This is a genomic window from Ruegeria sp. CF1, from assembly GCF_056537445.1.
The window spans coordinates 195821-221782 of sequence record NZ_JBQFRN010000001.1 but is presented as its reverse complement, the minus strand read 5'-3'; the positions used below and the strand labels follow the sequence as shown (position 1 = coordinate 221782).

The window sequence follows — 25962 nt, the reverse complement described above, 5'->3', positions numbered from 1 at the left end:
TCTCCGTCCCTAATGCGCGCCTTCGTAGGCTTCTTCACCCTCGCCAAGGCTGTCCTTGTCGAGGTATTTTCCTTCACTTTCCGGCCCTTCCACGTATTCCAGATACGAGCGATACAGGAACGCAATCGCGTGCAGGAACACCATGGCGGCAAAGGCCACCAGCAGGATTTTGAACAGGAAGTAGGCGTTGAACCCGTTAGGACTAAACCCGATGGTTTCCACGTTCCAACGCAGCGCTCGGGACTTGGCCACAAGCCTATCCAGCGTGTCACTGGCCGAGGGTTTCGGCACGATCAGGTGCCGCCACATGAAGTACCATCCATACATCCAGGTCAGAACGGCCATGGGCATCATGAACAGAACCGCCCCGCACATATCAACGACGCGTTTGGCCTTGTGACTGATGCCCGCATAAATCAGGTCAACGCGCACATGGCCGCCCTGCACGAATGTGTAGGTGCAGCAAAGGCACACAACCATGGCGTTGTAGAGTTTAAGTTCTTCGGCGAACCAACTGATATCCATTTGAAAAGGGATACCCAGCCCAAAGGACATATCCGGCCGTGTGAACACCCGCTGCATGAATACGATAACGATCTGCTGAATTACCATCAGCAATCCCGCCCACGCAAAGAAGCGGCCAGTGGTATTGGCGAAGCCTTCGAGCCCGCGCACCATTCCCCACATGAAGTTCCGATAGTAAAGACCAATGGCCGTCAGCACCAGAAACAGCGCGAAGATCACGAAGAAGAACTCGACAGACCCGCCATAATAAACAAAGCGCATGATTGCTTCTTTGTTCGACCAGTCCAGCCAGAGCTGCGGATGCGTGATGGCGTATCCGAAATTATAGAAGGCTTCGGCAATGTTCTGAATGAACCAGACCAGTCCATTCCACAGGGCGCCGAAGAACGAGATACCGTTTTCGTCCTGCATGTTGTCCCCAGGTCGCATCGGTTGCACGTTTGGTTATGACGGCATGTCCGGGCCGCTTATGTGCAACAGGAAAGGCTCCCCCGCTGACGGGGGAACCGATTGCATTGAGCGGATTGCTTAGCCGCGTACGCGGTCACGCTGCGAGGTGTAGACACCCGACGACAGGTTGTTCCATGCCGACGATGCTGCCATCGACTCCATGGCACTGTCGTGAATGCGCTTGAACAGCTCATCACCCATGTTTTCATCCAGAACTTCTTGGCTTGCTGCACCAAACGCATCCCAAACGCTGTCCGGGAATTCCATGACCTTGACACCACCGGCCTGCAGACGCTGCAGCGCTGCACCGTTATTGGCCAGGAATTGTGCCAGGTTCCACTGGTGGCACTCGGCCGCTGCGATCTCGATGATCTTCTGCTGCGCGGCGGACAGGCTGTCATAAACCTCGCGGTTGGTAGCCAGCGACAGACCCGCACCCGGCTCGTGGAAGCCCGCAGTGTAGTAGGTCTTGGTGATTTCCTGGAAGCCTGCTTTTTCGTCAGCCCAGGGACCGATCCACTCGGTTCCGTCAATCGCACCGGACGAAAGCGCCTGATACACCTCTGAGCCCGGAATGTTTTGAACGGATGCGCCTAGTTTACCCAGCGCCTTGCCACCCAGACCCGGCATACGGAACTTCAGGCCGTTAAAGTCTTCGGGGCTGTTGATCTCTTTCGAGTACCAGCCACCCGCCTGCGCGCCAGTGTTACCGGCCAGGAAGGATTTCAGGCCGAAGATTTCGCCCAGCTCATCATGCAGCTCCATCCCGCCGGCATGGTAGTACCAGTTCACCAATTCCTGCGCGGTCATGCCGAACGGAACAGCGGTGAAGAACGCATAGCCCGGGTGCTGACCCACAAAGTAGTAGTCTGCCGCGTGGTACATATCGGCCTGACCGGACGATACCGCGTCAAACACTTCGAACGCACCAACCAGTTCACCGGCTGCTTTGATTTCAACGTTCAGGTCGCCATCCGACATGGTGGTGATGCTGTCGGCGCAGCGCTGCGCGCTGTCGAACACACCCGCAAGGCCACGGCCCCACGAGGTGACCATAGTCAGCGTGCGCTTGCCTTGCGCATAGGCGGGCGCTGCCAGCGTGGTGGCTGCAGCGGCCGAGCCGCCCAGTGCTGATGTTTTCAGAAACTTACGACGATCCATATGAGTGATCCTCCCCTTCATATTCATTCCCCGGGTGATGCCGGGTCGATCGTTTCTAGTGCGCGTTAGCCTAGTTCCACACACATGAATGTGAATACCTACTACTACGTAGCCAGTCGGGTTTTTCCACATTCAAAAGCACAAATCCGGTTGATTTTACCCGCTCACGCCCAAATCGCTGTGGCCGAACGCTGTGTTCTTCCAAATTTTTTGCAATTTCCCGGCAGCTTGCGTATCGATTCGAACATGGGAGGAATCCGGAACCTAATCTCGCTAACCTATGCGCAAAAACTGTCGCTGGTTGCCGCAATCCCGCTGATCGCAGCGGTTGCGGCCATTGCAATGGTGGTCGCTTATGAATCGCGCGCGACCGCCGAGAGTGAGATACAGGCCCTCGAGCGCCGCCTGATCGAAGCCAAAAAAGAAGAGCTGCGTAATTACGTGACCCAGGCGCGGAACGGGTTTGCCTATATTTACGGTCGCGCCTCCCCGGATGACGAAATCGCAAAAAACCTCGTGACCCAGATTCTGTCGGCGATGATTTACGGCAAGGACGGGTTCTTCTTTGTCTATGACTATGACGGCAACAACCTCGTCAGCCCGCGCCAGACCGAATTCATCAATCGCAACTGGGCCGATCTGACCGACAGCGATGGCACCCCGATTGTGGATGAGTTTATCACGCTCGCCCGACAGGGTGCAGGCTGGCACAGCTTTATGTGGCAAAAACCATCGACCGGTGAAGAGGCTCAGATGATCGCCTATGTTGTTGGCCTGCAGGACTGGCGCTGGGTGGTGGGCACGGGTGTGTTCATCGATGACATCGTCGCCACCGTCGCCAATGCCCGGGCTGAGGTTGAGGCGCGCGTGCAGCGAACCTTCCTTTATATCGGAGGCATTGTTCTGGCCGCTGTTCTGATCGTCTTTGCCTCGGGCATGTTGCTGAACTTCCGCGAACGGCGGCTGGCTGATGCCAAGCTTAAGGAACTGACACAGCGGGTACTGGACGCTCAGGAAGAAGAGCGCGGGCGCGTCGCCCGCGAATTGCATGACGGCATCAGCCAGATTCTGGTTGGCGTACGCTATGCACTGGACAACGCCCGACGACGTCTGATCCGCGGGGACGACGTGTCGGCGCAGGAACCATTGCAAACAGGTATCGACAATCTGGCAACCGCCATCACCGAGGTTCGCCGCATCAGCCGCGACCTGCGTCCGGGTGTTCTGGATGATCTGGGGCTTGGGCCAGCGCTCAAGGCTTTGACCGACGATTTCAGTGAACGCACGGGTATTGAAACCGATTTCTCAACCGTGGTGTTCCGAAACCGATTGGATCAAGACAGCAAGATTGCCCTCTACCGTATTGCGCAGGAAGCCCTGACCAATATCGAGCGCCACTCGGGAGCAACCCGTGTTACCATTGACCTGCGGGGTCATAAGAAAGGCGCCACGATGCGGATTACAGACAATGGTCGCGGGTTGCGAAATGAACCGGGCCATGTCAGCACCGGGATCGGGCTACGCAACATGCAAGAACGGATCGAACAGCTTGACGGTACTCTGCGCATCCTTTCATCGCGTGGCGGGCGCAGCGGCACCGTGATTGAGGTCAGCCTGCCGCTCAGTCATATGCTGCCACCACAGGAAGACCCAACGCCAAAACGAAAGGCCGGTATCTGATGTCCGACACAATCATCCGGGTCCTTATTGTCGACGATCACCCCATGGTCGCCGAAGGCATTCAGTCTCTGCTGGAAAGCTATGATGAGATCGAAGTTGTCGGCACACTTTCCAACGGACAAGAAGCTGTCGATCGAGCAACCCACCTGCAGCCGGACGTGATCCTGATGGATCTCAATATGCCCGGCCTGAGCGGGTTGAACGCCACCGAGATCATTTTAGAGCGCCTGCCCAAAACCCGCGTTCTGATCCTGTCGATGCATGACAGTCCCGAATACATCTCAACCGCGCTCAGCCACGGCGCCAAAGGCTATATCCTCAAGGACGTTCCCACCGAAGAGATCAAGCAAGCCATCGATGCCGTGATGCGGGGCGAGCGGTATCTATGTACCGGGGCCAGCGGCTCGCTGGAGCCCAAGGACGGCAACACGCGCGAGGCGCTGACCGGCCGGGAACAGACAATCCTGCTCGAATTGGCGCAGGGTAAATCCAACAAAGAGGTGGCACTGGCGCTGGATATTTCGGTGCGCACGGTTGAGACGCATCGCAAGAACATCAAGCGCAAACTCGGCATCTCCTCCACCGCCGGCTTGACCCGCTATGCCCTGGAGCATGGCGTCCTGCAGGGCACCAGCCCCGGGCTATGACCGCAGCGCGAAACGCGCTGCCCGGCCCAACCGAAGGAGATGTGCCAACGGCACATTGAAGTCGGGCGGGAGCACTACCCGCTGCCGCGTTCACTGATATCTTCACCAAAGAACACCAAAGTCCCGTCTTCATCGAGGACATGAAATTCGCGCTGCTGATAGGGCTGATCGAATGGCGGGCGCACCCGCCCTTCAGGCAGCTCCTCCAACCCGGGGCGCAGGCTTTCGAACAGGCTGTCGATTCCTTTGACGTCAACATAAAACGACTGCTCATCCCCCAATGCGCGCCCATCCTGACGCGGTGGACATTCCAATAATCGGATCGCCACAGGATCACGGCGCAAAAAGGCATAATTGTCCTGCCTGAATGTGCAGGAAAACCCAAGCCGCTGAATGTAGAACTCAATCTGCGCGTCCAAAGAGGAACAAAGGACAAATGGTGTAAGTTGTAATATCTGCATCAAAACAGCCCTCTTCCAACCTCGGGTCCGAGACTAGCACATATCAGTCAAGCAGTTGATCACCCCGCAACCCTTCACGCTCATAATGATGCGGCAGCACACGGCCATAGAGTTGACGGGTCCGCTCCACCCCACCACACATGCCTTCGGTTTCGACAAACGAAAAGATACCAACATAGCGTTTCTGTTGTCCTTCAACCGGCGCTACCCGGTGCAAGGCATAGCGCCCCTTGAAAATCTGCAGGTCGCCCGGTTGCAGTTCCAGTTGGTGTACGCCCCTCCTGCTGCCATCCAAAATCGCAGCGACGCCCTTGAAATTCTCGTCTTCACTGGTCCGCAGATTGGGTGCGTATTCGAATGCACCGCCCTCCTCGCCATTCTGGATTGCCAGCGTCACGGTGTAATTATTGGTGTCAAAATGCCACGGAAAGCCGCCTCCCTTCTCGACCACATTGATGATCACATCCGCCAACGGGTCATCATATCGGAAGAACCGATCCTCCGGCTCGTTCAAAGCCATGCGGATGAAAGGCATGAAACCTTCATACTGATAAATACGCCGCAGCGGGCTTGTGACAGGGAAGTTGTCAGCCGGAACAAAGGCGTTTGATCGGTCATAAAAACGTCGGATTGGATGACCGACCCCGTAACTGGGATCATCCTGCGTAAAATAGGCATTCGTGCGATTGAACGATCGATGGGCTTTGGGAGCGACGTGATCGGCCTCAGCGATCAGTTTCCCAAGGCCATCTTCGTGCACAAAGCCGGGGAGGACCGCGCATCCATCAGCTTCCAGGTCCCGCCTCAGGTCCGCGATCAGCTGCCTGTACCCGTATGAATCAGGCCGATCGATCGGATAGCGCCCCAGATCCACAAGATCGTGCAGCATGTCTGACCTCCCGATTTAGCGCTGTTTTCACCAGCCTGCCTCAGCATCGGGCGCTGCTCTGGTCTGTTTCAGACATGGGCCTGACGCAATCAGACCACTGTTGATCACCCGATCGCCCACCAATTTGCGGCGAATTTTCGCGGATATTTCTCGACCTGCGTCATTTTGCGCAACAAAATATCAAATCCCACAAGCCCAGACTTACAATATTTTTGTATTTGCCTGTTGACGCCCCTTCCCCTCAACCATAATGTCCCTGCACGCAAAGAAGGAGCCTCTGGCGATGAAAGCGCTAGTCGTAATCGTAGGAAACACGCGCATGGGCCGGTAACGGTAAACCATAATCGAACCCATGCGCCTCCGAAAATCTCGGGGGCTTTTTTTTGGCAACACGCAAGACACATGTCGCGAACGGAGCAAAGCAGATGACACGTGAGATGACCGGCGCAAAGATGGTTGTTCAGGCCCTCAAGGATCAGGGCGTGGACACGGTATTCGGATACCCAGGTGGCGCCGTCCTACCGATCTATGACGAGATCTTTCTGCAAAATGACATCCGTCACATTCTGGTACGGCATGAGCAAGGTGCGGTACATGCTGCCGAAGGCTATGCCCGCTCGACCGGCAAGCCGGGCGTTGCTTTGGTCACATCCGGTCCTGGCGCGACCAATGCCGTGACCGGCTTGACCGATGCGTTGTTGGACTCGATCCCGATTGTCGTTCTGACCGGGCAGGTTCCGACCTTCATGATTGGATCTGACGCCTTTCAGGAAGCCGACACCGTAGGCATCACCCGCCCCTGCACCAAGCACAACTGGCTGGTGAAGGATACGGACTCGTTGGCCGCAACGATGCACGAAGCCTTCCACGTGGCCACTTCCGGCCGCCCCGGCCCCGTGCTGGTCGACATTCCGAAGGACGTTCAGTTCGCTTCGGGTGAGTATACGACGCCAAAACCGTCGACCTCTCACTATCAGCCGGTATTGAAGGGCGATCTGGAAGAAATCACGGAACTCGTCGCGGCAATCGAGACCGCGAAAAAGCCAGTGTTCTACACCGGCGGCGGCGTCATCAACTCCGGCCCAGCTGCCAGCCAGCTGTTGCGCGAGCTTGTGGACGCAACCGGCTTCCCGATCACCTCGACCCTGATGGGGCTTGGGGCTTATCCGGCCTCGGGTGAAAACTGGATCGGTATGCTGGGGATGCATGGACTCTACGAGGCCAACATGGCGATGCATGATTGCGACCTGATGATCAACATCGGCGCGCGATTTGACGACCGTATCACCGGCCGTATCGATGCGTTCTCGCCAAATTCGATCAAGGCCCATGTGGATATCGACCCGTCGTCGATCAACAAGGTCATCCGCGTAGATATCCCTATCGTTGGCGACGTTGCCCATGTGCTTGAGGATATTCTGAAAGTCTGGAAAGCCCGTGGCCGCAAGACCGACGCAGCTAACATCAAACAGTGGCAGGACCAGATCAATGAATGGCGTAAGGTCAACTGCCTTGCCTTCACAAACAGCGAGAAGACCATCAAGCCGCAATACGCGCTGCAACGGCTTGAAGAGCTGACGAAGAAATACGACCGCTATGTCACAACCGAGGTTGGACAGCACCAGATGTGGGCGGCGCAATACCTGGGTTTTGAAGACCCCAACCGCTGGATGACCTCGGGCGGTCTGGGCACCATGGGCTATGGTTTCCCCGCCTCGATCGGTGTGCAAATGGCACATCCCGATGCGCTGGTCATCAACGTGGCCGGTGAGGCCTCGTGGCTGATGAACATGCAGGAAATGGGCACGGCCGCGCAGTACCGCCTGCCCGTGAAGCAGTTCATCCTAAATAACGAGCGGCTGGGAATGGTGCGCCAATGGCAAGAGCTGCTGCACGGCGAACGCTATTCGCATTCGTGGTCAGAGGCCCTGCCCGATTTCGTTAAACTCGCAGAAGCTTTCGGCGCAAAGGGTATTCTTTGTTCCGACCCAGCTGATCTGGACGACGCGATCATGGAGATGATCAATTACGACGGTCCGGTCATCTTCGACTGCGTGGTCGAAAAGCACGAGAATTGCTTCCCGATGATCCCATCGGGCAAGGCCCACAATGAGATGCTGCTGGGCGAAGCCGAAACGCAAGGTGTTATCCAAGCTGGTGGAGCTGTGCTTGTTTGAGCACCGCTTTGCCACATCTAGGTCAAATGCCGGAGCTAAGGTCACCGCACGTGACATGAAAAAGGGTTAGATCATGCGTGATCTCAGCAGTCAGTTCTCAGCCAGAGCTTCGAGCCCGGAAGAGAATTTGTCGATATTCGCCGGCCGTCGCGGTTGGCAAGTGGGGCTCATGGTTCCACTCTTCGTTCTAGCGTTGATATTGTTCTGGGTCGGCACAGGCTGGTATGCCGTTGTTGATCAAGGAAAAATGGCGTTATCCGTTGATTTCAAGGTGTTCTGGGCTGCAGGTCACCTCGCGCATTTAGGCGAACCGCTTGCGGCATTTGATATCGACAGATTGTCGGAAATACACGAAGCGTCCAAGGAAGACGATTGGATGCCTTGGTCTTATCCTCCCTCGTTCCTTGTCGCACTCCAACCACTCGGGGCATTGTCGTTTTCTCCGGCTTGGGCAATTTTCACGGCGATCTCAATTGTCGCAATGCTTCTTGCTGTGCGACCGTTTTCCTGCGGAATTGTACCGGTTTGGTTTGCTTTTGCACTCTCCCCCGCCATGTTGCCAAACTTGTATATGGGGCAGACCACAACCCTTTGGGCAGCAGGCCTTCTGGCCGCACTAGCGGCGCTAAAGAACGACCGCTTCGTGCTGGCAGGGTTCTTTATTGGATTGCTGACGCTTAAACCCCAACTCGGCCTGCTCATACCGCTTGCGCTTTTGGCAAGCGGTGCGTGGAAAACGATCATATCAGCAACGGTCACGACGGTGGTCTTGTCCGTTCTGGCCACCCTGGTCGTTGGCGTCGAATATTGGACCGAAATGCGCAACATGATGGGCGTCCACTTTGAAGAGATACGAGAATCCATCCATCTCAATACGCTGATGCTTAGCCCTTATTCCTTGTTGGCCAGCATCGGTGTGCCAGAAACGCTCGCGCTTGCGATGCAATGGACTCTGACAGTGTTGTCTGGAATTGCAGTCTTCGTTGCATGGCGCAGCCCAAGAGTAGGTTTTGACTTGCGGGTAGCGGTGCTCTTTCTAGGTATTTCCATGTCTACACCGTACTTCTGGTTCTATGAATCTGGGCTGCTTGCAATCGTTGCACTGTTCCTGCTTCGAGCTGGCGTCCTGACAACTTCTCCATGGCGTCTGGTACTGGCCGCCGCAATGTGGATCGGTATCGGACCAGCAACACATATGGTGCTTTTCAAGATGACCGAGATATTGTCTTTGCGCCTCGTGTTTGCCCCGATCCTAATACTGGCTTGCGTAGTTTGCCTCCAAGCGCTGATCTCTGCGCTACGAAAGCCCGAAGAAACTTATGTCCAAGATGAGGTCTATCAATGACTCCGCTAAACATCGTCAAAGGCTCCACCCGCCATTCTGCATATAACCTACGCCCGACATTCTCGGACGTGCAGGAACAACACACGATCGCGGTGCTGGTTGAAAACGAACCGGGGGTTCTGGCGCGCGTAATTGGTCTGTTCTCGGGTCGTGGCTATAATATTGAAAGTCTAACGGTTGCTGAGGTTGACCATACCGGGCATCTCAGCCGAATTACCATCGTCACCACCGGCACCCCGCAAGTGATCGAGCAGATCAAGGCGCAGCTTGGACGCATCGTGTCAGTCCGTGACGTGCATGATCTGACCGTCGAAGGTGCTTCGGTCGAGCGCGAGCTGGCGATCATAAAGGTTGTGGGTGAAGGCGATAAACGGGTCGAAGCCCTGCGACTGGCCGACATTTTCCGGGCCAATGTCGTCGATAGTACGCTGAATTCGTTCATCTTCGAGATCACCGGTGCACCGGACAAGATCGATGCCTTTGCCGATCTGATGCGCCCTCTTGGCTTGATTGAAATCGCCCGTACCGGAGTTGCAGCCCTGTTGCGCGGTGACTAAGCCCCCATTTCCGCCCCGGGACTGAATTCATTCTCGGGGCGGCGGCCTGCTTGGCCATGGTGCCCTGCTAACCTCAAAAAGGCTTTATGCGTTCATCAAATATGAGCAACAGCATGAAAAAGATCATGCAAATAGGCTGAAAGCCTATTGATTTTGCTTATCATCAGACTAGCCTGTGACGCGTAGCGAGGCGCTTTGCAGCGCCCGTTGGGGTCAACTTTACGATTTCTGAATACTGCGCGGCCGCTGTGCCGCCGCAAACCTGTTTTTGCTGAAGATACAAACGGAAATCTGGGACAGAAGTGACCGACATCAATCGCAGCCCCGCAGAATTGCGCAGCATGTTCGGAGCCAACCTCAGGCAGCTCGCAAACAGTTATCGGTCGGTTTCAGAGCTTTGCCGCCAATTGGGTATCAATCGAACTCAGTTTAATCGCTATCTGTCAGGTGAAAGTTTTCCCAGGCCGGATGTGCTGGACCGGATGTGTCGATTCTTCGATATCGACGCGCGTATCCTGCTGAAACCTTTGGATGAAATAGAACCGGTCGCCGCTCATCCCGCATCAGAAATCATCGATCGATTTCTCGTCACCGGGTCAGAAAAAACTATGGCGACCGGATTTTATCACGCCGCTGAGGCCCCGCCAAACCGACGCGAACCAACACTGCACCGGCTGCTGTTTATCCGCCGCATTCGGCATTGCACCTTGTTACGCAGCTATGAGCCCTTGTCGCAGATGCCCGGATGCTCCGCCCCCACGCGTGAGGTTCAGGGCATCGTTTCTCACATCGGCAGACAAGTCTGCGCATTGATGTCCCGGCCCGGCGCACAGGATTGCAGAATGATGGTTCTAAACGTTCCGCCTGAATGGGCACCTCAGGAATGGTCGGGTTATGTGTATCGGTTGGCCGTTGGCAGTGGATCCGATATAAGACGGCTTACGCTGCATCACCTTGGGCATGATTTGTCCGCAGCACTTCAATCGGCCCGAAAGGCGCACAATTCATCAGGGCCTGACTTAAACGGACAGATTTAAGAGGGTTTCGGCTGAGCAGCCCCGGACGCATCGTTTTCCAAGATCAAGCGATAAAGATGCCAGCTGGCATGCCCCAGCAAAGGCAGGACGATAAACAGGCCCAGGAACCAAGGGATCATCGCCAAAAAAGTGATGATCGCGATGAAGGCCCCCCACGCCAGCATCACACCCATGTTCGCTTTTACATAGGCAAAGCTGGTGATCATCGCGGTCACAAAATCCAGCTCACGATCCAGCAGCATAGGAATCGACAGCACGGTGATCATGTACAGAATGATTGCAAATACGGCCCCGACCAGTGTGCCCAGTACCAACATGCTCAGCCCATTGGGAGTCAGGAACACCTCAAATGATGTTGAAATATTGGTCATCGTCGACAGCCCCATGAACAGCGCAAAGATCATGTGGCCCAGAAAGAACCAGAACAGAAAGATCACCACGATAATGGCGCAGATCGACGGCAGTTGCCTTCGGCTTTGCTGTATGACCACGCCGAATATCGCACCGGGATTCAACGGCTCGCCCTGTTCCAGCCGGTGCGAGACCTCATACAATCCCACGGCAGCAAACGGCCCGATCAGGGGAAAGCCGATCGCGGCCAAAACCAGCCAGAACGACGTTCCCGTCTGCAGCGTGACCCACGCCATCAGCCACCCGGCCAGCACGTAGAAGCCCGCAAACAGAAGCCCAAAAAGCGGCGCGCGGCGATAATCCTGCCACGCTCGGCGCAGTGCCTCTTTCAGTATCGCGGAATCGACGGGTTTCAGCGTCGGCACACCAAAGGGTTTATCCATTCTTGTTTTCTCCTCCCGGGCGGTTGTTCTAAATGGCGGGTCGTTTCTGAGGCCAAAGCGTTGCAGAATGATATGCCGCCCCAATCGACAAGATCCGCGCATCTGCACCACGCGGACCGAACAGCTGCATTCCCATCGGCAGCCCTTGTGGTCCGAAACCGACAGGCGCACCCAGACAGGGCAACCCTAAAAGGCTGACGGGTGTCACGACCTGCATCCAGCGATGGTAGGTATCCATCCCCTGCCCCTTGATTTCGGTTGGGTACGGCGTTTCAAGCTCGAACGGCCAGACCTGCGCTGCGGGCAACACCAAAGCGTCATAGTCTTCGAAAAGCTCCACCGCCCGCTTGTGCCAGTCAGACCGGTTCACACTGGCCCGGTGCACATCCATCGCGCTGAGCGCCAGGCCTCGCTCCAATTCCCATTGAGCGGTGTCTTTGAGTGATGATTTCTTCTTCGCCAAAGGCTCCAACCCTGCGGCCACTGACCAGGAGCGCAGAGTAATCCAACTGTCCCAGATCAGGTCCGCGTCAAACGGGGGTGCAAGCGCCTCAACTCGCGCACCGCGTTCTTCGAAAACGTGCAACGCATCGCGGCATAGCGCGAGGATACCCTCTTCGCATGGAAACGCCCCGCCCCAGTCGCCCAACCAGCCTATGCGCATCCCTGTCAGATCAGCCGCTTGAACGGGCGACACGCGCTCGACCTCTGTGCTTAATGGCATCCTTGGATCGGGGCCGGATATGACGTCAAGCAATAGCCCGATGTCTTCGGGGCTGCGCGCCATGGGCCCCAGTGTTGAAAGCTGATGCAGATAACTGTCCCCAACTGGCTCAGACGGAACGCGCCCCCAACTTGGCCTGAACCCGTAGACGTTGTTCCATGCGGCCGGGTTGCGCAGGCTGCCCATCATGTCCGAGCCGTCTGCCAGCGCCAGCATTCCAGTCGCCAACGCCACTGCTGCACCGCCCGACGAACCTCCACAGGTTTTCGTGGGATCATAAGGGTTGCGGGTTGCACCATAGACAGGATTGAACGTATGCGAACCCAGTCCGAATTCCGGCGTGTTGGTCTTACCGATCAGAATTGCCCCAGCAGCCCTTAGCCGGGCGGCCAGCAGATCGTCAGTTTGCGGCACATGATCCTTGAACAATGGCGAACCCTGTGTCGAAGTGATCCCTGCCACATTTACCAGATCTTTCACCGCTATCGGCAACCCGTGCAGCGCGCCGCGAGATGACGCGGCATCCGCCGCCCGCGCCTCGGCCATCAAAGCGTCTTCATCCCGCAGCGCGACAATCGCGTTTACCTCACCGTTCACCTGGGCGATCCGATCCAGCGTCGCGCGCATCAGTTCTGCAGCTGAAAGCTGTCGGCGGGACAAGGCGTCAAGGATGTCCGTCGCGGATGCTCTGGTCAAATCCATGCGGGTTGGTCCTTTGGCTGCTCGTCATCAGCCTAGCGACGTGCTCGGACCATTTAAAGCCACTGTTTAAATGTATCTTTTTAGAATTTCGCGAAGAAGAGCGGCGCAAGAGCGCGCATCATCTGATACTGAGGTCGATCCGCACATTGCTATCGCGGCCCAGCACATTCTTCAGACCAAAGACGATCATCACCAGACTAAGCACCAGCCACAACCCGCCCCACATCATGGTGGTTCCGCCGAATTCTTCAGCCAGCATATATGCATCTGATCGCAATCCCGCGCGTCGGATCGTGTCATCGAAAATGTCAAACGGAACGTAGATCATGCTGGTCAGCCCGATGACCCGTAGAATCAGATCACACAGGTTGCGGTTCAGGAACCACGCGGTGGCCAGCATCACCGCTCCACAGCCCGCGCTGAACGCCATGGCAAACGGTTCCCGGATATACAGGAGCGCAATAATCAGCATGACTCCCCCAAAGAGACCAAGCGCAGCCCGATCGGCATTGGTGCGCAGGGCGATCATCAGCAGGCCCATCCCAAGCATCAAGGACCCAAGATATCCCGCTGACAGACTGACAAACCGATTGCCTCCTCGGCCAATAACCAGACCACCTTGTTGTGGAGAGACCGAGAAACTTTCAACCGAACCACCGGTCAGGATAATGGCACCGGCATGTGAAAGCTCATGCAGGAACACAACCAGGATTTTCAACGGAAGCACCAGCATCGTGTTCCAGAACACAAACACCAACGCGACAATTGCGATCAATTGCCAGTGGCCCTTGATCAGGTTCACAGCCGAGGTCAGGGACTGCCGCAATTAGCCCTCGCCCTGCGCCTCGGACCGGCTTTTGCCCGAGACATTCAGGGCCAGTGTCGCCGCCATGAAACCATCCAGATCGCCATCCAGCACACCTTTGGTGTCGGATGTTTCATGATTGGTCCGCAAGTCTTTGACCATCTGATAGGGCTGCAGCACGTAAGACCGGATCTGGTTGCCCCAACCCGCATCGCCCTTGGCTTCGTGGGCGGCGTTGATCTCGGCGTTTCTGCGATCCAGCTCTTGCTGGTACAGCCGGGACTTGAGCGCCTTCATGGCAATATCTCGGTTCTGGTGCTGCGATTTCTCGGAACTGGTCACCACAATTCCGGTTGGAATATGCGTAATCCGAACCGCCGAGTCGGTGGTGTTCACGTGCTGACCACCGGCACCGGACGACCGATAGGTATCTACGCGGATATCGGCCGGGTTCACCTCAATCTCAATATTGTCATCCACCACAGGATAAACCCAGACCGAACTGAACGAGGTATGACGCTTGGCCGCCGAGTCGAACGGAGAGATACGCACCAGACGGTGCACGCCACTTTCCGATTTCAACCAGCCATAGGCGTTGTGGCCAGTGATCTTGTAGGCGGCGGACTTGATCCCCGCCTCTTCCCCCGCTGTCTCGGATTGCAGTTCGACCGTATAGCCCTTTTTCTCGGCCCAGCGGACATACATCCGCGCCAGCATCGAGGCCCAGTCGCAGCTTTCCGTACCGCCCGCGCCCGAGTTGATCTCAAGGAAGGTATCATTGCCGTCCGCTTCGCCATCAAGCAGCGCCTCAAGCTCTTTCTTTGCGGCCTTGGTCTGCAGCTTTTTGATCGCTTCTTCGGCGTCGGTTACGACCTCTTCGTCCTCTTCCATCTCGCCCAGTTCGATCAGCTCGATATTGTCGCTGAGATCGGTCTTGATGGATTCGTAGGTCTCGATGGCGTCGACCAGCAACTGCCGTTCGCGCATCAATTTCTGCGCGTTCTCAGGATTGTCCCACAGGTTCGGATCTTCAACACGCGCGTTGAATTCCTCCAACCGGTGCGGCGCTGTTTCATAGTCCATGCGCTGCGCCAGCAGCTCTAGCGACTTTTCGATTTCCGCCACAATATTCTGGGTTTCGGCGCGCATGGTCAGGTCCCAACTTGCTCAATCAGGTGTGCGTGATAGCAAGAGGTGCGAGGCACCACAAGACGACTGAGCCGGGAAACTTGGGCGGATCAGTAAAGCCCGCCGCCCTGCAGATCGCCCTGGCTGGCATTGGGGCCAACCGTGATCGTATCCCCGGTTGAGGTGGTCACCTGACGGCCCGAACTTGCCTCTTCAAACAACGGCAGGTCAGATCCCATCGCGAAGCCACCGTCATAGACGCGATCGATAAAACCATCCACGCCATCACGGAAATACTCGGCGACCACATATTCTCCACTCGCGTCTTCTGGCAGGCGCGCGCCGCTGAACCGGTCAATCTTGATGAAATGGCCACCCGGAGGCACCTCGAACGGGCCACCGCCGTATTTCTCGACTGCTTTTTCCATAAAGCTTTGGAACACAGGACCGCACAAGGTGCCGCCGTAGGCTCCTCGGCCCATAGGGCGCGGGCGGTCATAACCGATGTAGCAACCGGCCACGATATTTGAGGTGAAACCGATGAACCACGCATCCTTGGATTCGTTCGTGGTGCCGGTCTTGCCCGCTGTGGGCACGGGCAGGTTCACAACACGTGATGCAGTGCCGCGATCAACCACGCCCTTCATCATCGACGTCAATTGGTAGGCGGTGATGGCATCCATGACCTGGCTGCGATCGGTGAGGATCGTGGGCGATTCATCAGGCTCAAGCCAGCTAGAGTTACAATCGACGCACTGGCGATCGTCATGGCGATAGATGGTCTTGCCAAACCGGTCCTGAATACGGTCGACCAGTGTGGGTTCAACCCGCTCGCCACCATTGGCGAACATCGCATAGGCAGCGACCATTTTGTACAGCGTAGTCTCTTCAGACCCTAGCGAGTTCGCAAGGAACGCACCCATCCGGTCATAAACGCCAAACCGCTCGGCATAGCCTGCGACCACGGGCATTGTGACTTCTTGCGCCAGACGGATGGTCATCAGGTTCCGCGACTGTTCGATCCCGGTACGCAAGGGCGTTGGACCGTAAAACTTGTTCGTCGAGTTCTTGGGTCGCCACAGTCCCTGCGGTGTATTCACTTCAATCGGCGCATCCACAACGATCGTTGCGGGGCTGTATCCGCTGTCTAGCGCCGCTGCATAAACGAACGGTTTGAAGCTCGACCCGGGTTGGCGCTGTGCCTGAGTGGCGCGGTTAAACACGGTATCCTGATACGAGAACCCGCCCTGCATCGCCAGAACACGGCCCGAATTCACGTCCATCGCGACAAAGCCGCCCTGCACTTCTGGCACCTGACGGGCAGACCACTGCCCCTCTTCGCCAGCCATTACCAGAATGACATCGCCGCGTTTGAAATTGTCCTGGAAATTGCCCTGCATCCACTTGATGTCTTCGCGCGGGACGGTGCCATCTGCTGGGCCATCTTCGATCCCGACGGTCAGGGATTGGTCGGCCACGTTCAGAACAACGGCAGGATACCACTGCGTCGGCAGCACCACGTCGCGGGGGATTTCCATGATCGCCAGCGCCTCGCGCCACTGTGCTTCATCCGCCAGCTTCTCCTCGGCGATGACCTCGCCTGTGCCGCGCCACCGCCCACGAGAGCGGTCGTATTTCTGCAGCGCCGTGCGCAGGGCTTTCGCCGCTTCGACCTGCATTTCCTCATCCACCGAGGCGCGTACGGTGAAACCGCCAGTGAAAAACTCACCCTCGCCAAAATCCTCGCTCAACTGGCGACGGATTTCGTCGGTGAAATAGTCACGCGGCGGCAGTGCAGTGCGGAAGCTCTCAAAATCGCCGTTCTGAACCGAACGCAAAGGCATCTCGACTTCGGTCTCATAGGTGGCCTGATCGATATAGCCGTTCTGTTGCATCTCGCGCAGCACATAGTTGCGGCGGTTCAGCAAACGTTCTTTCTGCCGCACAGGATGGTAGTCCGATGGTGCCTTGGGCATCGCCGCCAGCATCGCGGCCTCATGCGGGGCCAGTTCCTGCAGAGTTTTGTTGAAATAGGTCTGCGCAGCAGCGGTCACACCATAAGAGTTCTGACCCAGAAAGATCTCGTTCATATACAGCTCGAGGATCTGTTCCTTGTCCAAGGTATCCTCAAGCCGGGTGGCGAGGATAATTTCCTTGATCTTGCGCTCGGCCCGGCGGTCGCCGGACAGCAGGAAGTTCTTCATCACCTGCTGTGTAATCGTTGATGCACCACGTACGGTTTCGCCCTTGGTGCGCACGGCCTCGACCCCGGCAGCAATGATACCCCGCGGGTCATAGCCCTGATGGGTATAGAAATTCTTGTCTTCCGCCGAGATAAACGCTTGTTTTACCAGATCGGGAATTTCCTCGGACGGCGTGAACAGGCGGCGCTCCTGTGCAAATTCGTCGATCAGCTGGCCCTCACCCGAGTAAATCCGGCTGATCGTCGGTGGTTTGTATTGCGCCAATGACTCGTGGCTGGGCAGGTCTCGGCCATACATCCAGAACACCGCGCCAACGACCAGCGCGGCCATAAAAATACCTAAGGTCACGAGACTGAAAATTGCCCCGAAGAACGAAAGAATGAACCGGATCACGTTACTGCCTTTTACTCGCGATGACGCCTATATAGTGTCGCCCCCGCGCAGGGTCAAAACACGAAAGGCTACAATGGCTGTTTTGCGCCGCTGCGTCATTGTCCGATCAGAGATCGCTTCACCAGATCGTCCCGACGCCAGTTCTCAAGCCCCTGCACAAGCCCATGCGCCATGGATGCGCGCCAGTTCGGATCAGAGATGTTCTTGAAATCGCGCGGGCTGGACAAAAAACCCAACTCAACCAGAACCGATGGGATATCTGCTGCCTTCAACACCGAAAACGACGAAGAACGTAGCGGACGACGATTCATCGGGCCTCCCTGCTGCGTCATTCCATCCACCAGCGAGCGCGCCAGTGCGCTACTGCGTGGCACGGTCTCTTGCCGAGCCAGATCCAGCAACACATCAGCGACCTGATCGTCCGCACCGCTGAGATCAATGCCTGCGATCAAATCACTCCGGTCATGCCGTTCGGCCAGCTTTTGACTGGCAACGTCTGAAGCTTCCTCTGAAAGAGTGTAGACGACCGACCCATGCGCCAGCCCTTCGGAAAGCGAATCCGCGTGCAGTGAGATAAACACGTCGGCCCCGGCCTGATGTGCCAGCGAGATACGGCGTTCGAGCGAGACGAATTGATCGTCAACACGCGTCATCACCACTTCGAAACCGCCGGTACGCAGCAGCGCCTCTCGCAGCTCTCGCGCGAACGTTAGCATCAGTGTTTTCTCATTTGTATCAGCGAATTCTGCCCCGGGATCAATGCCGCCATGCCCGGGATCCAGCATGACCCGTACCGCCCGCACACCGTCGCGCCGTGGCAGTGCCGGTGTCACTGCGGGTTCCGGCAAATCCCAGCCGGGCTGACGGGGGGCACCTGCGCTGGCTGCAAAACTGTCAAAATCAGTGCCTTTTAGGTGCAGCGATAGTTGAGCAGTGCCCGTCGCCTGATCAACCCGCAGATCAGCTGTTTCCACCGCCAGCGGAGCGCCCAGCTCCAACACCAGACGCGACCAACCGGGCACGTATGCGCCGAATTGAACACCGCTGATCCGGCTGGTTTGCAGAAAGGTCTCGCGGTTCAGGCCAGACCAGTCGACCTCTTGGAAATCCAGCACCACGCGGTATGGATCGCGCAGTGTGAACACGCGGTATGGCACGCCTTGAGTCAACCCAAGTTCGACCCTTACGCCGGTATTGCCATCATCGACGATTCCGCTCTGGTCCGGAAGGACGCGTGCAAGCGCGCTAAAGTCCTGCGCGACAGCAGCACCAGTCAGCGCCCATATCAGGGCGATTGCGTAGAAAATCCTGCTCATGGCCTCAAGTTATCCCGAGATCGTTTGAGGCAGAGCCTATCGCATGACGCCGCCTTTGTGAACGCTTTAGGCCGATTGCGGGATCGCACCCCGCTTGGCCATAAAACGTTGCAGCCGATCCAGCCCATCCTGAATGTCTTCGGTCGATCGCGCATAGGAAAATCGCAGCGTCGTGTGCCCGCGTACTGGGTCGAAATCCAGCCCCGGCGTCACGGCAACCCCGGCTTTGTCGAGAATCTCGGCTGCAAATGCCCGGCTGTCATCGGTCAAGTCTGAGACATCCGCGTAAACATAAAACGCCCCATCCGGCGGTGCGATATTGGTAAAACCGGCCTTGGGCAACCCGTCCAGCATCAACAGACGATTGCGGCGGTATACATCCAGATTTGCCTGCAATTCGTCGTTACAATCCATAGCTGCCAATGCGGCCACCTGACTGGCGTGAGGCGCGCAGATGAACATGTTCTGGGCAATCCGCTCAACCACCCGTACCTGATCTTCGGGCACAACCATCCAGCCAACGCGCCAACCGGTCATCGAGAAATATTTGGAGAATGAGTTGATCACATAGCACTCATCCGTCAGCTCCAGCGCAGTGACGGCTTTGGCCTCGTATTCCAGCCCGTGATAAATCTCATCACTGATGAATGATGCGCCCTGCCCCTGTGCGCCTTCGATCAGCGCCTGCATCGCCGCATGATCCAGCATTGTCCCAGTCGGGTTGGCAGGCGAGGCAACCATCAATCCCTGCAAATCAAGCCCCGTGAAATCGGCGGGCACCGGCTGCAGCCGGTTTTCCGGTGCTGTCGGCAAGTCTACCGGCACCAAACCCAATGCTTTCAGGATTTGCCTATATGAGGGATATCCCGGGGCACCAATCCCCACCCGATCACCGCTGTCGAACAGAGCGGTAAAGGCGAGCAAAAACCCGCCCGATGATCCCGGTGTGATGACCACCCGTTCTGGATTGAGATCAACGCCATACCATTCACCATACATCTGCGCGATCCGCTGACGAAGAGCGGGCAAACCCAAAGCCACCGTATACCCAAGCGGCCCTTGTTCCATGGCCATCGCCAATGCTTCGGTTGCCCCTTTGGGTGCGCCGGTCCCCGGTTGACCTACTTCCATGTGAACGACATGCCGCCCGGCTTCTTCCGCCTTGCGCGCGGCCTCCATCACGTCCATCACGATGAAGGGATCGACCCCGGAACGGGTTGAGTTTCTCATGGCCATCTCCCATGTTGCAGCCATGGCTTTTGAACGCTTATCCCGGCTGGCGTCAATCCCGGCCGTGTTGCTGCTGGCAGTGACATGGTCGATCAGCGCCATGCAGGCCAGCGCGCAAAGCCTTATCCGCGATCCCGACATTGAACACGGGCTGCAAGAGCTCGCCTTTCCGATCCTGCGGGCCGCTGGCCTGAACACCAACCGGGTGCGCGTACTGATCGTCAATGATGGTACGTTCAATGCCTTCGTGATCGATTACAACACGATCTATATCAACTATGGCTTGATCCTAAGCGTCGATACGCCCGAGATGCTGCAAGCGGTGATCGCACACGAGGCCGCGCACATCGCCAACGGCCACCTGGCCAGACGCTCAGAGAACCTGCGCGCGGCGCAACGTAACGCGCAGCTTGGGACGCTTTTAGCGCTTGCAGCCGCGGCCGCAGGTGGCGGAGAAGCTGCAGCAGGAATTGCAGCGGGCACACAAGCCTCGGCGCTGCGAAGCTTTCTGGGCCATACGCGGGCCGAAGAAGCCTCGGCGGATCGAAGTGCTGCCAGCTATTTGCGTTGGGCGGGAGTATCTCCGCACGGGATGGTCAACCTGCACCGTAAGTTCGCGGGGCAAGAGCTGTTGAACCCCGTCAATCAAGACCCCTACATGCGCTCACACCCTACCAGCCGCGAACGTTTGCGCGCCGCCGAGGTCTTTCTGAACGAATTCGGCGACAAGGCAGAGCAAAACGCAAATGCCGATTACTGGTTCGCGCGGATCAAAGGTAAGTTGTCAGCCTTTCTTCGATCCCCGACCTGGACCATGCGTCGCGCGGGCGAAGAAAAAGATCGTGACATACGCCTGATGCGCGAGGCATCGGCCCATCATCAAAATCGCGATCTCGCCCGTGCCCGCGCCGCAATCGATGGTGCGCTGGAGATTCGCCCTGACGATCCGTTTTTTTATGAATTGAAGGGCCAGATTCTATTGGAGAACCGGCGCGTGCCCGAAGCTGTGGATGCCTACGGTGCAGCCGTTGATATGGCGCCCAACAATGCCCTGATCCTCGCCGGTTACGGACGTGCTTTGCTGGCGGATGGCAAGACGAAGAAAGCCCTGCAAGTGCTTGAAAAGGCGCGCGCACGCGACTACCGCAATGCCCGGCTGATGCGGGATCTGGGTTCTGCCTATTCGCAGGTGGGCAACAACGGAATGGCGTCTGCGGTGACTGCAGAACGCTATGCGCTGCAGGGCCGACTTGATGATGCGGGCATACATGCTAAACGGGCTGTTGCACAGCTCCCCGAAGGCTCTCCGGGTTGGCAAAGGGCACAGGATGTGTTGATTGCCTCGGAGCGCGCAAAGAAGAAGAAAAAGAGGAAACGGAAATGATCCTGAGACATGCTGCACCGGCCCTATTGGGTCTTTCCCTGATCACTGGTCCTGCGCAGGCGCTGGAACTGAACGCGATGAGCGACGCCGAGAAGGCCGAGTTTGGCGCACAAGTGCGCGAATACCTTCTGGAAAACCCCGAAGTGATCTTCGAGGCGATCAACATCCTTGAGGAACGCAATGCCGTTGCCGAGGCTCAGGCTGACAAGGAGCTTGTCGCGGCCAACGCTGACGAGCTTTTTAATGACGGTTACAGCTGGGTCGGTGGCAATCCGGACGGCGATATTACTCTGGTCGAGTTCATGGACTACCGTTGCGGTTACTGCCGGCGCGCCGTGCCCGAAGTGGCCACCCTGCTGGCCGAGGACGGCAATATCCGTCTTGTGATTAAGGAATTGCCGATCCTGGGCGATGCCTCTGTCGCGTCATCCCGCTTTGCCATCGCAACAAAACAGGTGGCGGGAGACGATGCCTATAAGCAGGTCCATGACGCTCTGCTGGAATTCAGCGGCGAGCCCTCCGAGGTGACCCTGCGCCGGATTTCAGATGGGCTGGGTCTGGACAGCGACGCGATCATCGCAGCAATGAACAGCGATGAGGTCACCGAAGAAATCGCAAAAACCCGCGATCTGGCGCAAAAGCTGCGGATTTCAGGCACACCGTCCTTTGTTCTGGGCACCGAAATGATGCGCGGGTACCTGCCCGCAGACCAAATGCTCCAGATCGCAAATGGTGTTCGGGCAGAACAGGGTTAAGTCATCACTGTGGGTTTCCAGCATGGATCGACGGAACCTCTTACTCACTGGAGGTGCGCTGAGTTTTATGGGCCTGTCTAAGCAAACCCTCGCTCAGCGCACCTCAAACTTCTTTGTACCGGCGGAAGAAGCGCCCCACGAACGCACATTTATGCAATGGCCGGTCAGCCGCAAAGTTTACCGTGACCAGATCTTTCTGGATATGGTGCAACAAACCATCGCGGAAATCGCGAACGCCATTTCCGCCTTTGAACCCGTGACGATGCTTGCGGCGGGAAAGCACCATGCGGATGCGCGTCAAAAACTCTCCTCATCAGTCGAGCTCTGGGATGTTCCAACCGAAGATTTGTGGTGCCGCGACGCAGGTCCAATCTTCGTGATCGACAATCGAGGCGGGATTGCGGTCAGTCATATCCAGTTCAACGGCTGGGGCCGGAAACAGGTGCACAAACACGATGCGCAAATCGCCAGTAAGGTTGCCGATCACCTCGGCCTACCCCTGCTTCCGTCCGGCTTGAGGGGCGAGGCCGGTGGTGTAGAACAAGACGGGCATGGGTTGATCATGGCCCATGAAAGCTCGTGGGTGAATGAGAACCGCAATCCAGACCTGTCACGCAACGAAATTGAATCCCGATTACTGGCAGCCTATGGGGCTGACCGCATGGTCTGGTCTGATGGGGTCTGGGGCGAGGATATCACCGATTACCACATCGACAGTCTGGCGCGCTTCACCGGCCCTGGGCGCGTTTTGATCAACCTGCCAGACGAGCCGGATATGGATGATCCGTTTCATGTCGCGGCCCTTGATACTCATGACCGTCTCGTCGCCGAAGGATTGCAGGTTGTGGTGATCTCTGAACCCAATAGGCGCCGAGTTAACGATCCCGAATTCGTGGCGTCTTATGCGAATTACTATGTTTGTAATGGCGGCATCGTGATGGCCCAGTTCGGAGACCGCGAAACCGATGAGATTGCACAGATGGCCCTAGCTCGTCACTACCCCGGGCGCGAGATCATTGCATTGAATGTCGACGTATTGGGCGAGCTGGGCGGCGGCATTCACTGCGCAACACAGCAAATGCCTGTTGCATAGGCCTTGTTACTCAGCAGCTTCAGCTGCCGCATCCAGCTCTGCTGCCTTCTTTTCGACCTCTTCAACGATGTGATCAATCATCTGGTCGTTTGACATCTTGTGGCTGGCTTTGCCTGCCAGATAGACCATGCCCGAGCCTGCCCCGCCACCGGTGAAACCGACATCGGTCATCAGCGCCTCACCCGGACCGTTCACGACACAGCCGATGATCGACAGGCTCATGGGTGTCTTGATGTGTTCCAAGCGATGCTCCAACGCCTCAACCGTTTTGATTACGTCAAAACCCTGTCGCGCGCAGGAGGGGCATGAGATGATGTTCACGCCGCGATGGCGCAGGCCCAGTGATTTCAGGATCTCATAGCCGACCTTGACCTCTTCCACCGGATCAGCAGACAGGCTGACGCGGATCGTGTCGCCAATGCCCATCCACAGCAGATTGCCCAGACCGATGGCCGATTTGATGGTGCCGCTGACCAGCCCTCCGGCCTCGGTGATGCCCAGATGGATGGGCGCATCCGTCGCCTCGGCAATGCCCTGATAAGCCGCCGCTGACAGGAATACGTCGCTGGCCTTCACACTGATCTTGAAATTGTGAAAGTCGTTGTCTTCGAGAATACGGATATGCTCCAACCCGCTCTCGACCATCGCTTCGGGGCACGGCTCGCCGTATTTCTCAAGCAGGTGCTTTTCCAGGCTCCCTGCGTTCACCCCGATCCGGATCGAGCAATTGTGGTCTCGCGCGGCTTTGATGACCTCTTTCACCCGTTTTTCATCGCCGATATTGCCCGGATTGATCCGTAGACAGGCCGCACCGGCCTCGGCGGATTCGATTCCGCGACGGTAGTGGAAATGAATATCAGCCACGATAGGAACAGGGCTTTCGCGCACGATCTCTTTCAGCGCTTTTGACGAGGCCTCATCCGGGACCGAGACCCGCACGATATCCGCCCCCGCCTCTGCTGCCGCCTGCACCTGTGCCACGGTCGCAGCCACGTCGGTGGTCAGCGTGTTGGTCATGGTCTGCACGGCAATCGGTGCGTCACCTCCGACGGGCACATTGCCAACCATGATCTGGCGGGATTTGCGGCGATAGATATTGCGCCAGGGGCGCACGTGATTGAGCGACATGAGGATCGATCCGGATCAGCCTGAATTGACCCTTAGATAGTTCGCCATCCCTTGGGGAGCAATGCCAAGATCACTCGGCGGGCGCTTCTGCCGCCTCGGTCTGCAACTCGGCCACCAGTTGCTTGAGTGCGCTGTTCTGATCGGCCTCAAGATCGGCAACTGCGAAGGTTTCTGCAACGGCATCTTTTGACAGAACAACACCTTTGGCCACCGTACCCGGCGCGCCCACAGGACCAAAATGTTCGCCATTCATCGAGAAATAGACCGACCCCGCAGCTCCTGCTCGCAGTTGCGGGGGTTCCTCGGTGAGCGGCACTTCAAACGTGCTGCCCTGCTCAACGGTGCCCAGAGTTCCTTCGAAAATCACGCTGCCATCGGCTGCCGTGACACGCATCCAAGCAGGGTTCACGGCCACGATCTTCAGCGTCGTTTCCAGCTTTTCAACCACTTGAGGCAAGGCCGGGCGTTCAACCGTATGAACTTCGGTCACTTTGATTTGCGGAGGTTCAGGCGCGCGGAACGTTCCGACATTGCGCGGATCAAGGGTGGAAATCGGCGCATCCCGCGCCACCAGCACCGGCACATCAAGCGCCTGCGGACGATACAGACGATCCAGCGCTTCAGAGCTTGGCACCTCGGCGCTGGCCAGTTCGGTTCCCTCGGGCCGGGCCTGTGCGGCATCCAGCGGGTCAAGGTCTGTAAGCACAACGGGGGCCTGCTCAACCGGGCTGACCTGCACCTGCTGAATGCGGTTCAAAACCGACCAGCCCCCATAACCGATGCCGCCAATGACGGCCAACAGCACCAGCGTCGATCCAATAGCACGCGGTTCAATCTGGCTGACTACGGATTCGCGGCCCGGTATATAAGGCGTACTGGGCGAGACAAACGGATCACGTCCCATCGGCCCGCGTGAGGGCACTCCACCTTGCGCCTTTTTGACCACCGACGCCTCAGCCGACATGCCATGCGCAACCTCGAAACCGCTTTCCTGACAGAAGGTCGCAAAAGTCTCATCGGGGTTCATGCCCAGATAGCGGGCATATGAACGCACATACCCGGCGATGAAGCCGGGTGTGTCAAAGGCATCGGGATCTGCATTTTCGATGGCGGCGATGTAGTTGGCTTTGATTCGCAGTTCACGCTGCACATCCAGAAGCGACTTGCCCATCGTTGCACGTTCGCCGCGCATGACATCGCCAAGCCGTACCTCATAGTCATCAAAACCCTTGGGTCTGACGTCCATGTCTTCTTCGGAATCGCGCTGTGATCTGCGCCCAATCATTCCTGCTGCCCCATCTATGCCTGTCGCGTGTTACGCGCAAACGTCGAATCGCCCCTATAACGATTCGTCCGCTTCTTTTGTTAGCGTAAGCT

Annotated in this window: 22 protein-coding genes; 9 read left to right on the top strand and 13 right to left on the bottom strand. The window is 57.2% G+C overall.

Features of this window, described 5'->3' with window-relative positions; genetic code table 11:
• Nucleotides 1-9: 9 nt before the first annotated feature.
• Nucleotides 10-936, bottom strand: coding sequence for a TRAP transporter small permease subunit (locus ACRZ96_RS01100; protein ID WP_170396594.1), 927 nt, complete (start codon nucleotides 934-936; stop codon nucleotides 10-12).
• Between the two features lie 117 nt (nucleotides 937-1053).
• Nucleotides 1054-2136, bottom strand: coding sequence for a TRAP transporter substrate-binding protein (locus ACRZ96_RS01095; protein WP_170396967.1), 1083 nt, complete (start codon nucleotides 2134-2136; stop codon nucleotides 1054-1056).
• Nucleotides 2137-2382: 246 nt separating this feature from the next.
• Here ACRZ96_RS01095 and ACRZ96_RS01090 point away from each other — a divergent pair, with 246 nt between their 5' ends.
• Together ACRZ96_RS01090 and ACRZ96_RS01085 are read left to right on the top strand one after the other, a co-directional pair.
• A complete protein-coding gene (locus ACRZ96_RS01090; RefSeq protein ID WP_170646315.1) occupies nucleotides 2383-3816 on the top strand; it encodes a cache domain-containing protein in 1434 nt (477 codons plus the stop codon).
• Complete coding sequence (locus ACRZ96_RS01085) at nucleotides 3816-4463, top strand: response regulator transcription factor (RefSeq protein ID WP_480814155.1); 648 nt, start codon at nucleotides 3816-3818, stop codon at nucleotides 4461-4463. Before ACRZ96_RS01090 ends, ACRZ96_RS01085 begins: the two co-directional genes overlap by 1 nt.
• A 74-nt stretch (nucleotides 4464-4537) precedes the next feature.
• Here ACRZ96_RS01085 and ACRZ96_RS01080 read toward each other — a convergent pair whose 3' ends face one another.
• A complete protein-coding gene (locus tag ACRZ96_RS01080; RefSeq protein ID WP_480814154.1) occupies nucleotides 4538-4924 on the bottom strand; it encodes a bleomycin resistance protein in 387 nt (128 codons plus the stop codon).
• Between the two features lie 43 nt (nucleotides 4925-4967).
• Nucleotides 4968-5813 carry a HalD/BesD family halogenase gene (locus tag ACRZ96_RS01075; RefSeq protein WP_480814153.1) on the bottom strand — a complete coding sequence of 282 codons (846 nt, stop codon included), beginning with the start codon at nucleotides 5811-5813 and terminating at the stop codon, nucleotides 4968-4970.
• 425 nt (nucleotides 5814-6238) lie between these two features.
• Here ACRZ96_RS01075 and ACRZ96_RS01070 point away from each other — a divergent pair, with 425 nt between their 5' ends.
• The 4 genes from ACRZ96_RS01070 (at nucleotide 6239) to ACRZ96_RS01055 (ending at nucleotide 10929) form a co-directional block, all read left to right on the top strand.
• Complete coding sequence (locus ACRZ96_RS01070; protein ID WP_170396584.1) at nucleotides 6239-7990, top strand: acetolactate synthase 3 large subunit; 1752 nt, start codon at nucleotides 6239-6241, stop codon at nucleotides 7988-7990.
• 73 nt (nucleotides 7991-8063) lie between these two features.
• On the top strand, nucleotides 8064-9335 hold the full coding sequence (locus ACRZ96_RS01065; protein ID WP_480705089.1) for a glycosyltransferase family 87 protein: 1272 nt from the start codon (nucleotides 8064-8066) through the stop codon (nucleotides 9333-9335).
• Nucleotides 9332-9892 carry an acetolactate synthase small subunit gene (ilvN, locus tag ACRZ96_RS01060; RefSeq protein WP_170396580.1) on the top strand — a complete coding sequence of 187 codons (561 nt, stop codon included), beginning with the start codon at nucleotides 9332-9334 and terminating at the stop codon, nucleotides 9890-9892. Before ACRZ96_RS01065 ends, ilvN begins: the two co-directional genes overlap by 4 nt.
• Nucleotides 9893-10233: 341 nt before the next feature.
• The gene (locus ACRZ96_RS01055; RefSeq protein ID WP_480705738.1) at nucleotides 10234-10929 is read left to right on the top strand and encodes a helix-turn-helix domain-containing protein; all 696 of its coding nucleotides are present in this window, start codon (nucleotides 10234-10236) and stop codon (nucleotides 10927-10929) included.
• On the opposite strand, the gene ACRZ96_RS01050 is transcribed toward ACRZ96_RS01055, so the two are convergent.
• From ACRZ96_RS01050 to ACRZ96_RS01020, 7 genes are all read right to left on the bottom strand, one after another.
• Complete coding sequence (locus ACRZ96_RS01050; protein WP_480705091.1) at nucleotides 10926-11723, bottom strand: DUF2189 domain-containing protein; 798 nt, start codon at nucleotides 11721-11723, stop codon at nucleotides 10926-10928. The genes ACRZ96_RS01055 and ACRZ96_RS01050 overlap by 4 nt on opposite strands.
• Before the next feature lie 28 nt (nucleotides 11724-11751).
• Nucleotides 11752-13149, bottom strand: a complete 1398-nt coding sequence (locus ACRZ96_RS01045; RefSeq protein ID WP_480705093.1) for an amidase — start codon at nucleotides 13147-13149, stop codon at nucleotides 11752-11754.
• Nucleotides 13150-13267: 118 nt separating this feature from the next.
• Nucleotides 13268-13975 (bottom strand): M50 family metallopeptidase, encoded by a 708-nt coding sequence (locus tag ACRZ96_RS01040; RefSeq protein ID WP_480705095.1) that lies wholly within the window; start codon nucleotides 13973-13975, stop codon nucleotides 13268-13270.
• Nucleotides 13976-15103, bottom strand: coding sequence for a peptide chain release factor 2 (gene prfB / locus ACRZ96_RS01035; RefSeq protein WP_170403025.1), 1128 nt, complete (start codon nucleotides 15101-15103; stop codon nucleotides 13976-13978).
• 89 nt (nucleotides 15104-15192) lie between these two features.
• Nucleotides 15193-17679, bottom strand: coding sequence for a PBP1A family penicillin-binding protein (locus tag ACRZ96_RS01030; protein WP_170396564.1), 2487 nt, complete (start codon nucleotides 17677-17679; stop codon nucleotides 15193-15195).
• Between the two features lie 95 nt (nucleotides 17680-17774).
• Nucleotides 17775-18995 carry an N-acetylmuramoyl-L-alanine amidase gene (locus ACRZ96_RS01025; protein WP_170512067.1) on the bottom strand — a complete coding sequence of 407 codons (1221 nt, stop codon included), beginning with the start codon at nucleotides 18993-18995 and terminating at the stop codon, nucleotides 17775-17777.
• Nucleotides 18996-19061: 66 nt separating this feature from the next.
• A complete protein-coding gene (locus ACRZ96_RS01020; RefSeq protein WP_480814152.1) occupies nucleotides 19062-20225 on the bottom strand; it encodes a pyridoxal phosphate-dependent aminotransferase in 1164 nt (387 codons plus the stop codon).
• Between ACRZ96_RS01020 and ACRZ96_RS01015 the strand changes: the two genes are divergently transcribed.
• The 3 genes from ACRZ96_RS01015 (at nucleotide 20224) to ACRZ96_RS01005 (ending at nucleotide 23457) form a co-directional block, all read left to right on the top strand.
• Entirely contained in the window at nucleotides 20224-21609 is a 1386-nt protein-coding gene (locus ACRZ96_RS01015) for a M48 family metalloprotease (protein ID WP_480814289.1), read from the top strand. The two genes, ACRZ96_RS01020 and ACRZ96_RS01015, sit on opposite strands and share 2 nt — an antisense overlap.
• Nucleotides 21606-22364 carry a DsbA family protein gene (locus tag ACRZ96_RS01010; RefSeq protein WP_480814151.1) on the top strand — a complete coding sequence of 253 codons (759 nt, stop codon included), beginning with the start codon at nucleotides 21606-21608 and terminating at the stop codon, nucleotides 22362-22364. Before ACRZ96_RS01015 ends, ACRZ96_RS01010 begins: the two co-directional genes overlap by 4 nt.
• A 67-nt stretch (nucleotides 22365-22431) precedes the next feature.
• Complete coding sequence (locus tag ACRZ96_RS01005) at nucleotides 22432-23457, top strand: agmatine deiminase family protein (protein ID WP_480814150.1); 1026 nt, start codon at nucleotides 22432-22434, stop codon at nucleotides 23455-23457.
• Between the two features lie 6 nt (nucleotides 23458-23463).
• Here ACRZ96_RS01005 and ispG read toward each other — a convergent pair whose 3' ends face one another.
• Both ispG and ACRZ96_RS00995 read right to left on the bottom strand, forming a co-directional pair.
• Nucleotides 23464-24585 (bottom strand): flavodoxin-dependent (E)-4-hydroxy-3-methylbut-2-enyl-diphosphate synthase, encoded by a 1122-nt coding sequence (gene ispG, locus ACRZ96_RS01000; protein ID WP_170396552.1) that lies wholly within the window; start codon nucleotides 24583-24585, stop codon nucleotides 23464-23466.
• Nucleotides 24586-24655: 70 nt separating this feature from the next.
• Nucleotides 24656-25870 carry a helix-turn-helix domain-containing protein gene (locus tag ACRZ96_RS00995; protein WP_480561364.1) on the bottom strand — a complete coding sequence of 405 codons (1215 nt, stop codon included), beginning with the start codon at nucleotides 25868-25870 and terminating at the stop codon, nucleotides 24656-24658.
• Nucleotides 25871-25962 lie beyond the last annotated feature (92 nt).

What these genes read in the sequence shown, in the direction of transcription:
- ACRZ96_RS01100 (WP_170396594.1), bottom strand. Translation starts at nt 936, where the DNA reads ATGCAGGACGAAAACGGTATCTCGTTCTTCGGCGCCCTGTGGAATGGA.
- ACRZ96_RS01095 (WP_170396967.1), bottom strand. Translation starts at nt 2,136, where the DNA reads ATGGATCGTCGTAAGTTTCTGAAAACATCAGCACTGGGCGGCTCGGCC.
- ACRZ96_RS01090 (WP_170646315.1), top strand. Translation starts at nt 2,383, where the DNA reads ATGGGAGGAATCCGGAACCTAATCTCGCTAACCTATGCGCAAAAACTG.
- ACRZ96_RS01085 (WP_480814155.1), top strand. Translation starts at nt 3,816, where the DNA reads ATGTCCGACACAATCATCCGGGTCCTTATTGTCGACGATCACCCCATG.
- ACRZ96_RS01080 (WP_480814154.1), bottom strand. Translation starts at nt 4,924, where the DNA reads ATGCAGATATTACAACTTACACCATTTGTCCTTTGTTCCTCTTTGGAC.
- ACRZ96_RS01075 (WP_480814153.1), bottom strand. Translation starts at nt 5,813, where the DNA reads ATGCTGCACGATCTTGTGGATCTGGGGCGCTATCCGATCGATCGGCCT.
- ACRZ96_RS01070 (WP_170396584.1), top strand. Translation starts at nt 6,239, where the DNA reads ATGACACGTGAGATGACCGGCGCAAAGATGGTTGTTCAGGCCCTCAAG.
- ACRZ96_RS01065 (WP_480705089.1), top strand. Translation starts at nt 8,064, where the DNA reads ATGCGTGATCTCAGCAGTCAGTTCTCAGCCAGAGCTTCGAGCCCGGAA.
- ilvN (WP_170396580.1), top strand. Translation starts at nt 9,332, where the DNA reads ATGACTCCGCTAAACATCGTCAAAGGCTCCACCCGCCATTCTGCATAT.
- ACRZ96_RS01055 (WP_480705738.1), top strand. Translation starts at nt 10,234, where the DNA reads ATGTTCGGAGCCAACCTCAGGCAGCTCGCAAACAGTTATCGGTCGGTT.
- ACRZ96_RS01050 (WP_480705091.1), bottom strand. Translation starts at nt 11,723, where the DNA reads ATGGATAAACCCTTTGGTGTGCCGACGCTGAAACCCGTCGATTCCGCG.
- ACRZ96_RS01045 (WP_480705093.1), bottom strand. Translation starts at nt 13,149, where the DNA reads ATGGATTTGACCAGAGCATCCGCGACGGACATCCTTGACGCCTTGTCC.
- prfB (WP_170403025.1), bottom strand. Translation starts at nt 15,103, where the DNA reads ATGCGCGCCGAAACCCAGAATATTGTGGCGGAAATCGAAAAGTCGCTA.
- ACRZ96_RS01025 (WP_170512067.1), bottom strand. Translation starts at nt 18,995, where the DNA reads ATGAGCAGGATTTTCTACGCAATCGCCCTGATATGGGCGCTGACTGGT.
- ACRZ96_RS01015 (WP_480814289.1), top strand. Translation starts at nt 20,224, where the DNA reads ATGGCCATCTCCCATGTTGCAGCCATGGCTTTTGAACGCTTATCCCGG.
- ACRZ96_RS01020 (WP_480814152.1), bottom strand. Translation starts at nt 20,225, where the DNA reads ATGAGAAACTCAACCCGTTCCGGGGTCGATCCCTTCATCGTGATGGAC.
- ACRZ96_RS01010 (WP_480814151.1), top strand. Translation starts at nt 21,606, where the DNA reads ATGATCCTGAGACATGCTGCACCGGCCCTATTGGGTCTTTCCCTGATC.
- ACRZ96_RS01005 (WP_480814150.1), top strand. Translation starts at nt 22,432, where the DNA reads ATGGGCCTGTCTAAGCAAACCCTCGCTCAGCGCACCTCAAACTTCTTT.
- ispG (WP_170396552.1), bottom strand. Translation starts at nt 24,585, where the DNA reads ATGTCGCTCAATCACGTGCGCCCCTGGCGCAATATCTATCGCCGCAAA.
- ACRZ96_RS00995 (WP_480561364.1), bottom strand. Translation starts at nt 25,870, where the DNA reads ATGATTGGGCGCAGATCACAGCGCGATTCCGAAGAAGACATGGACGTC.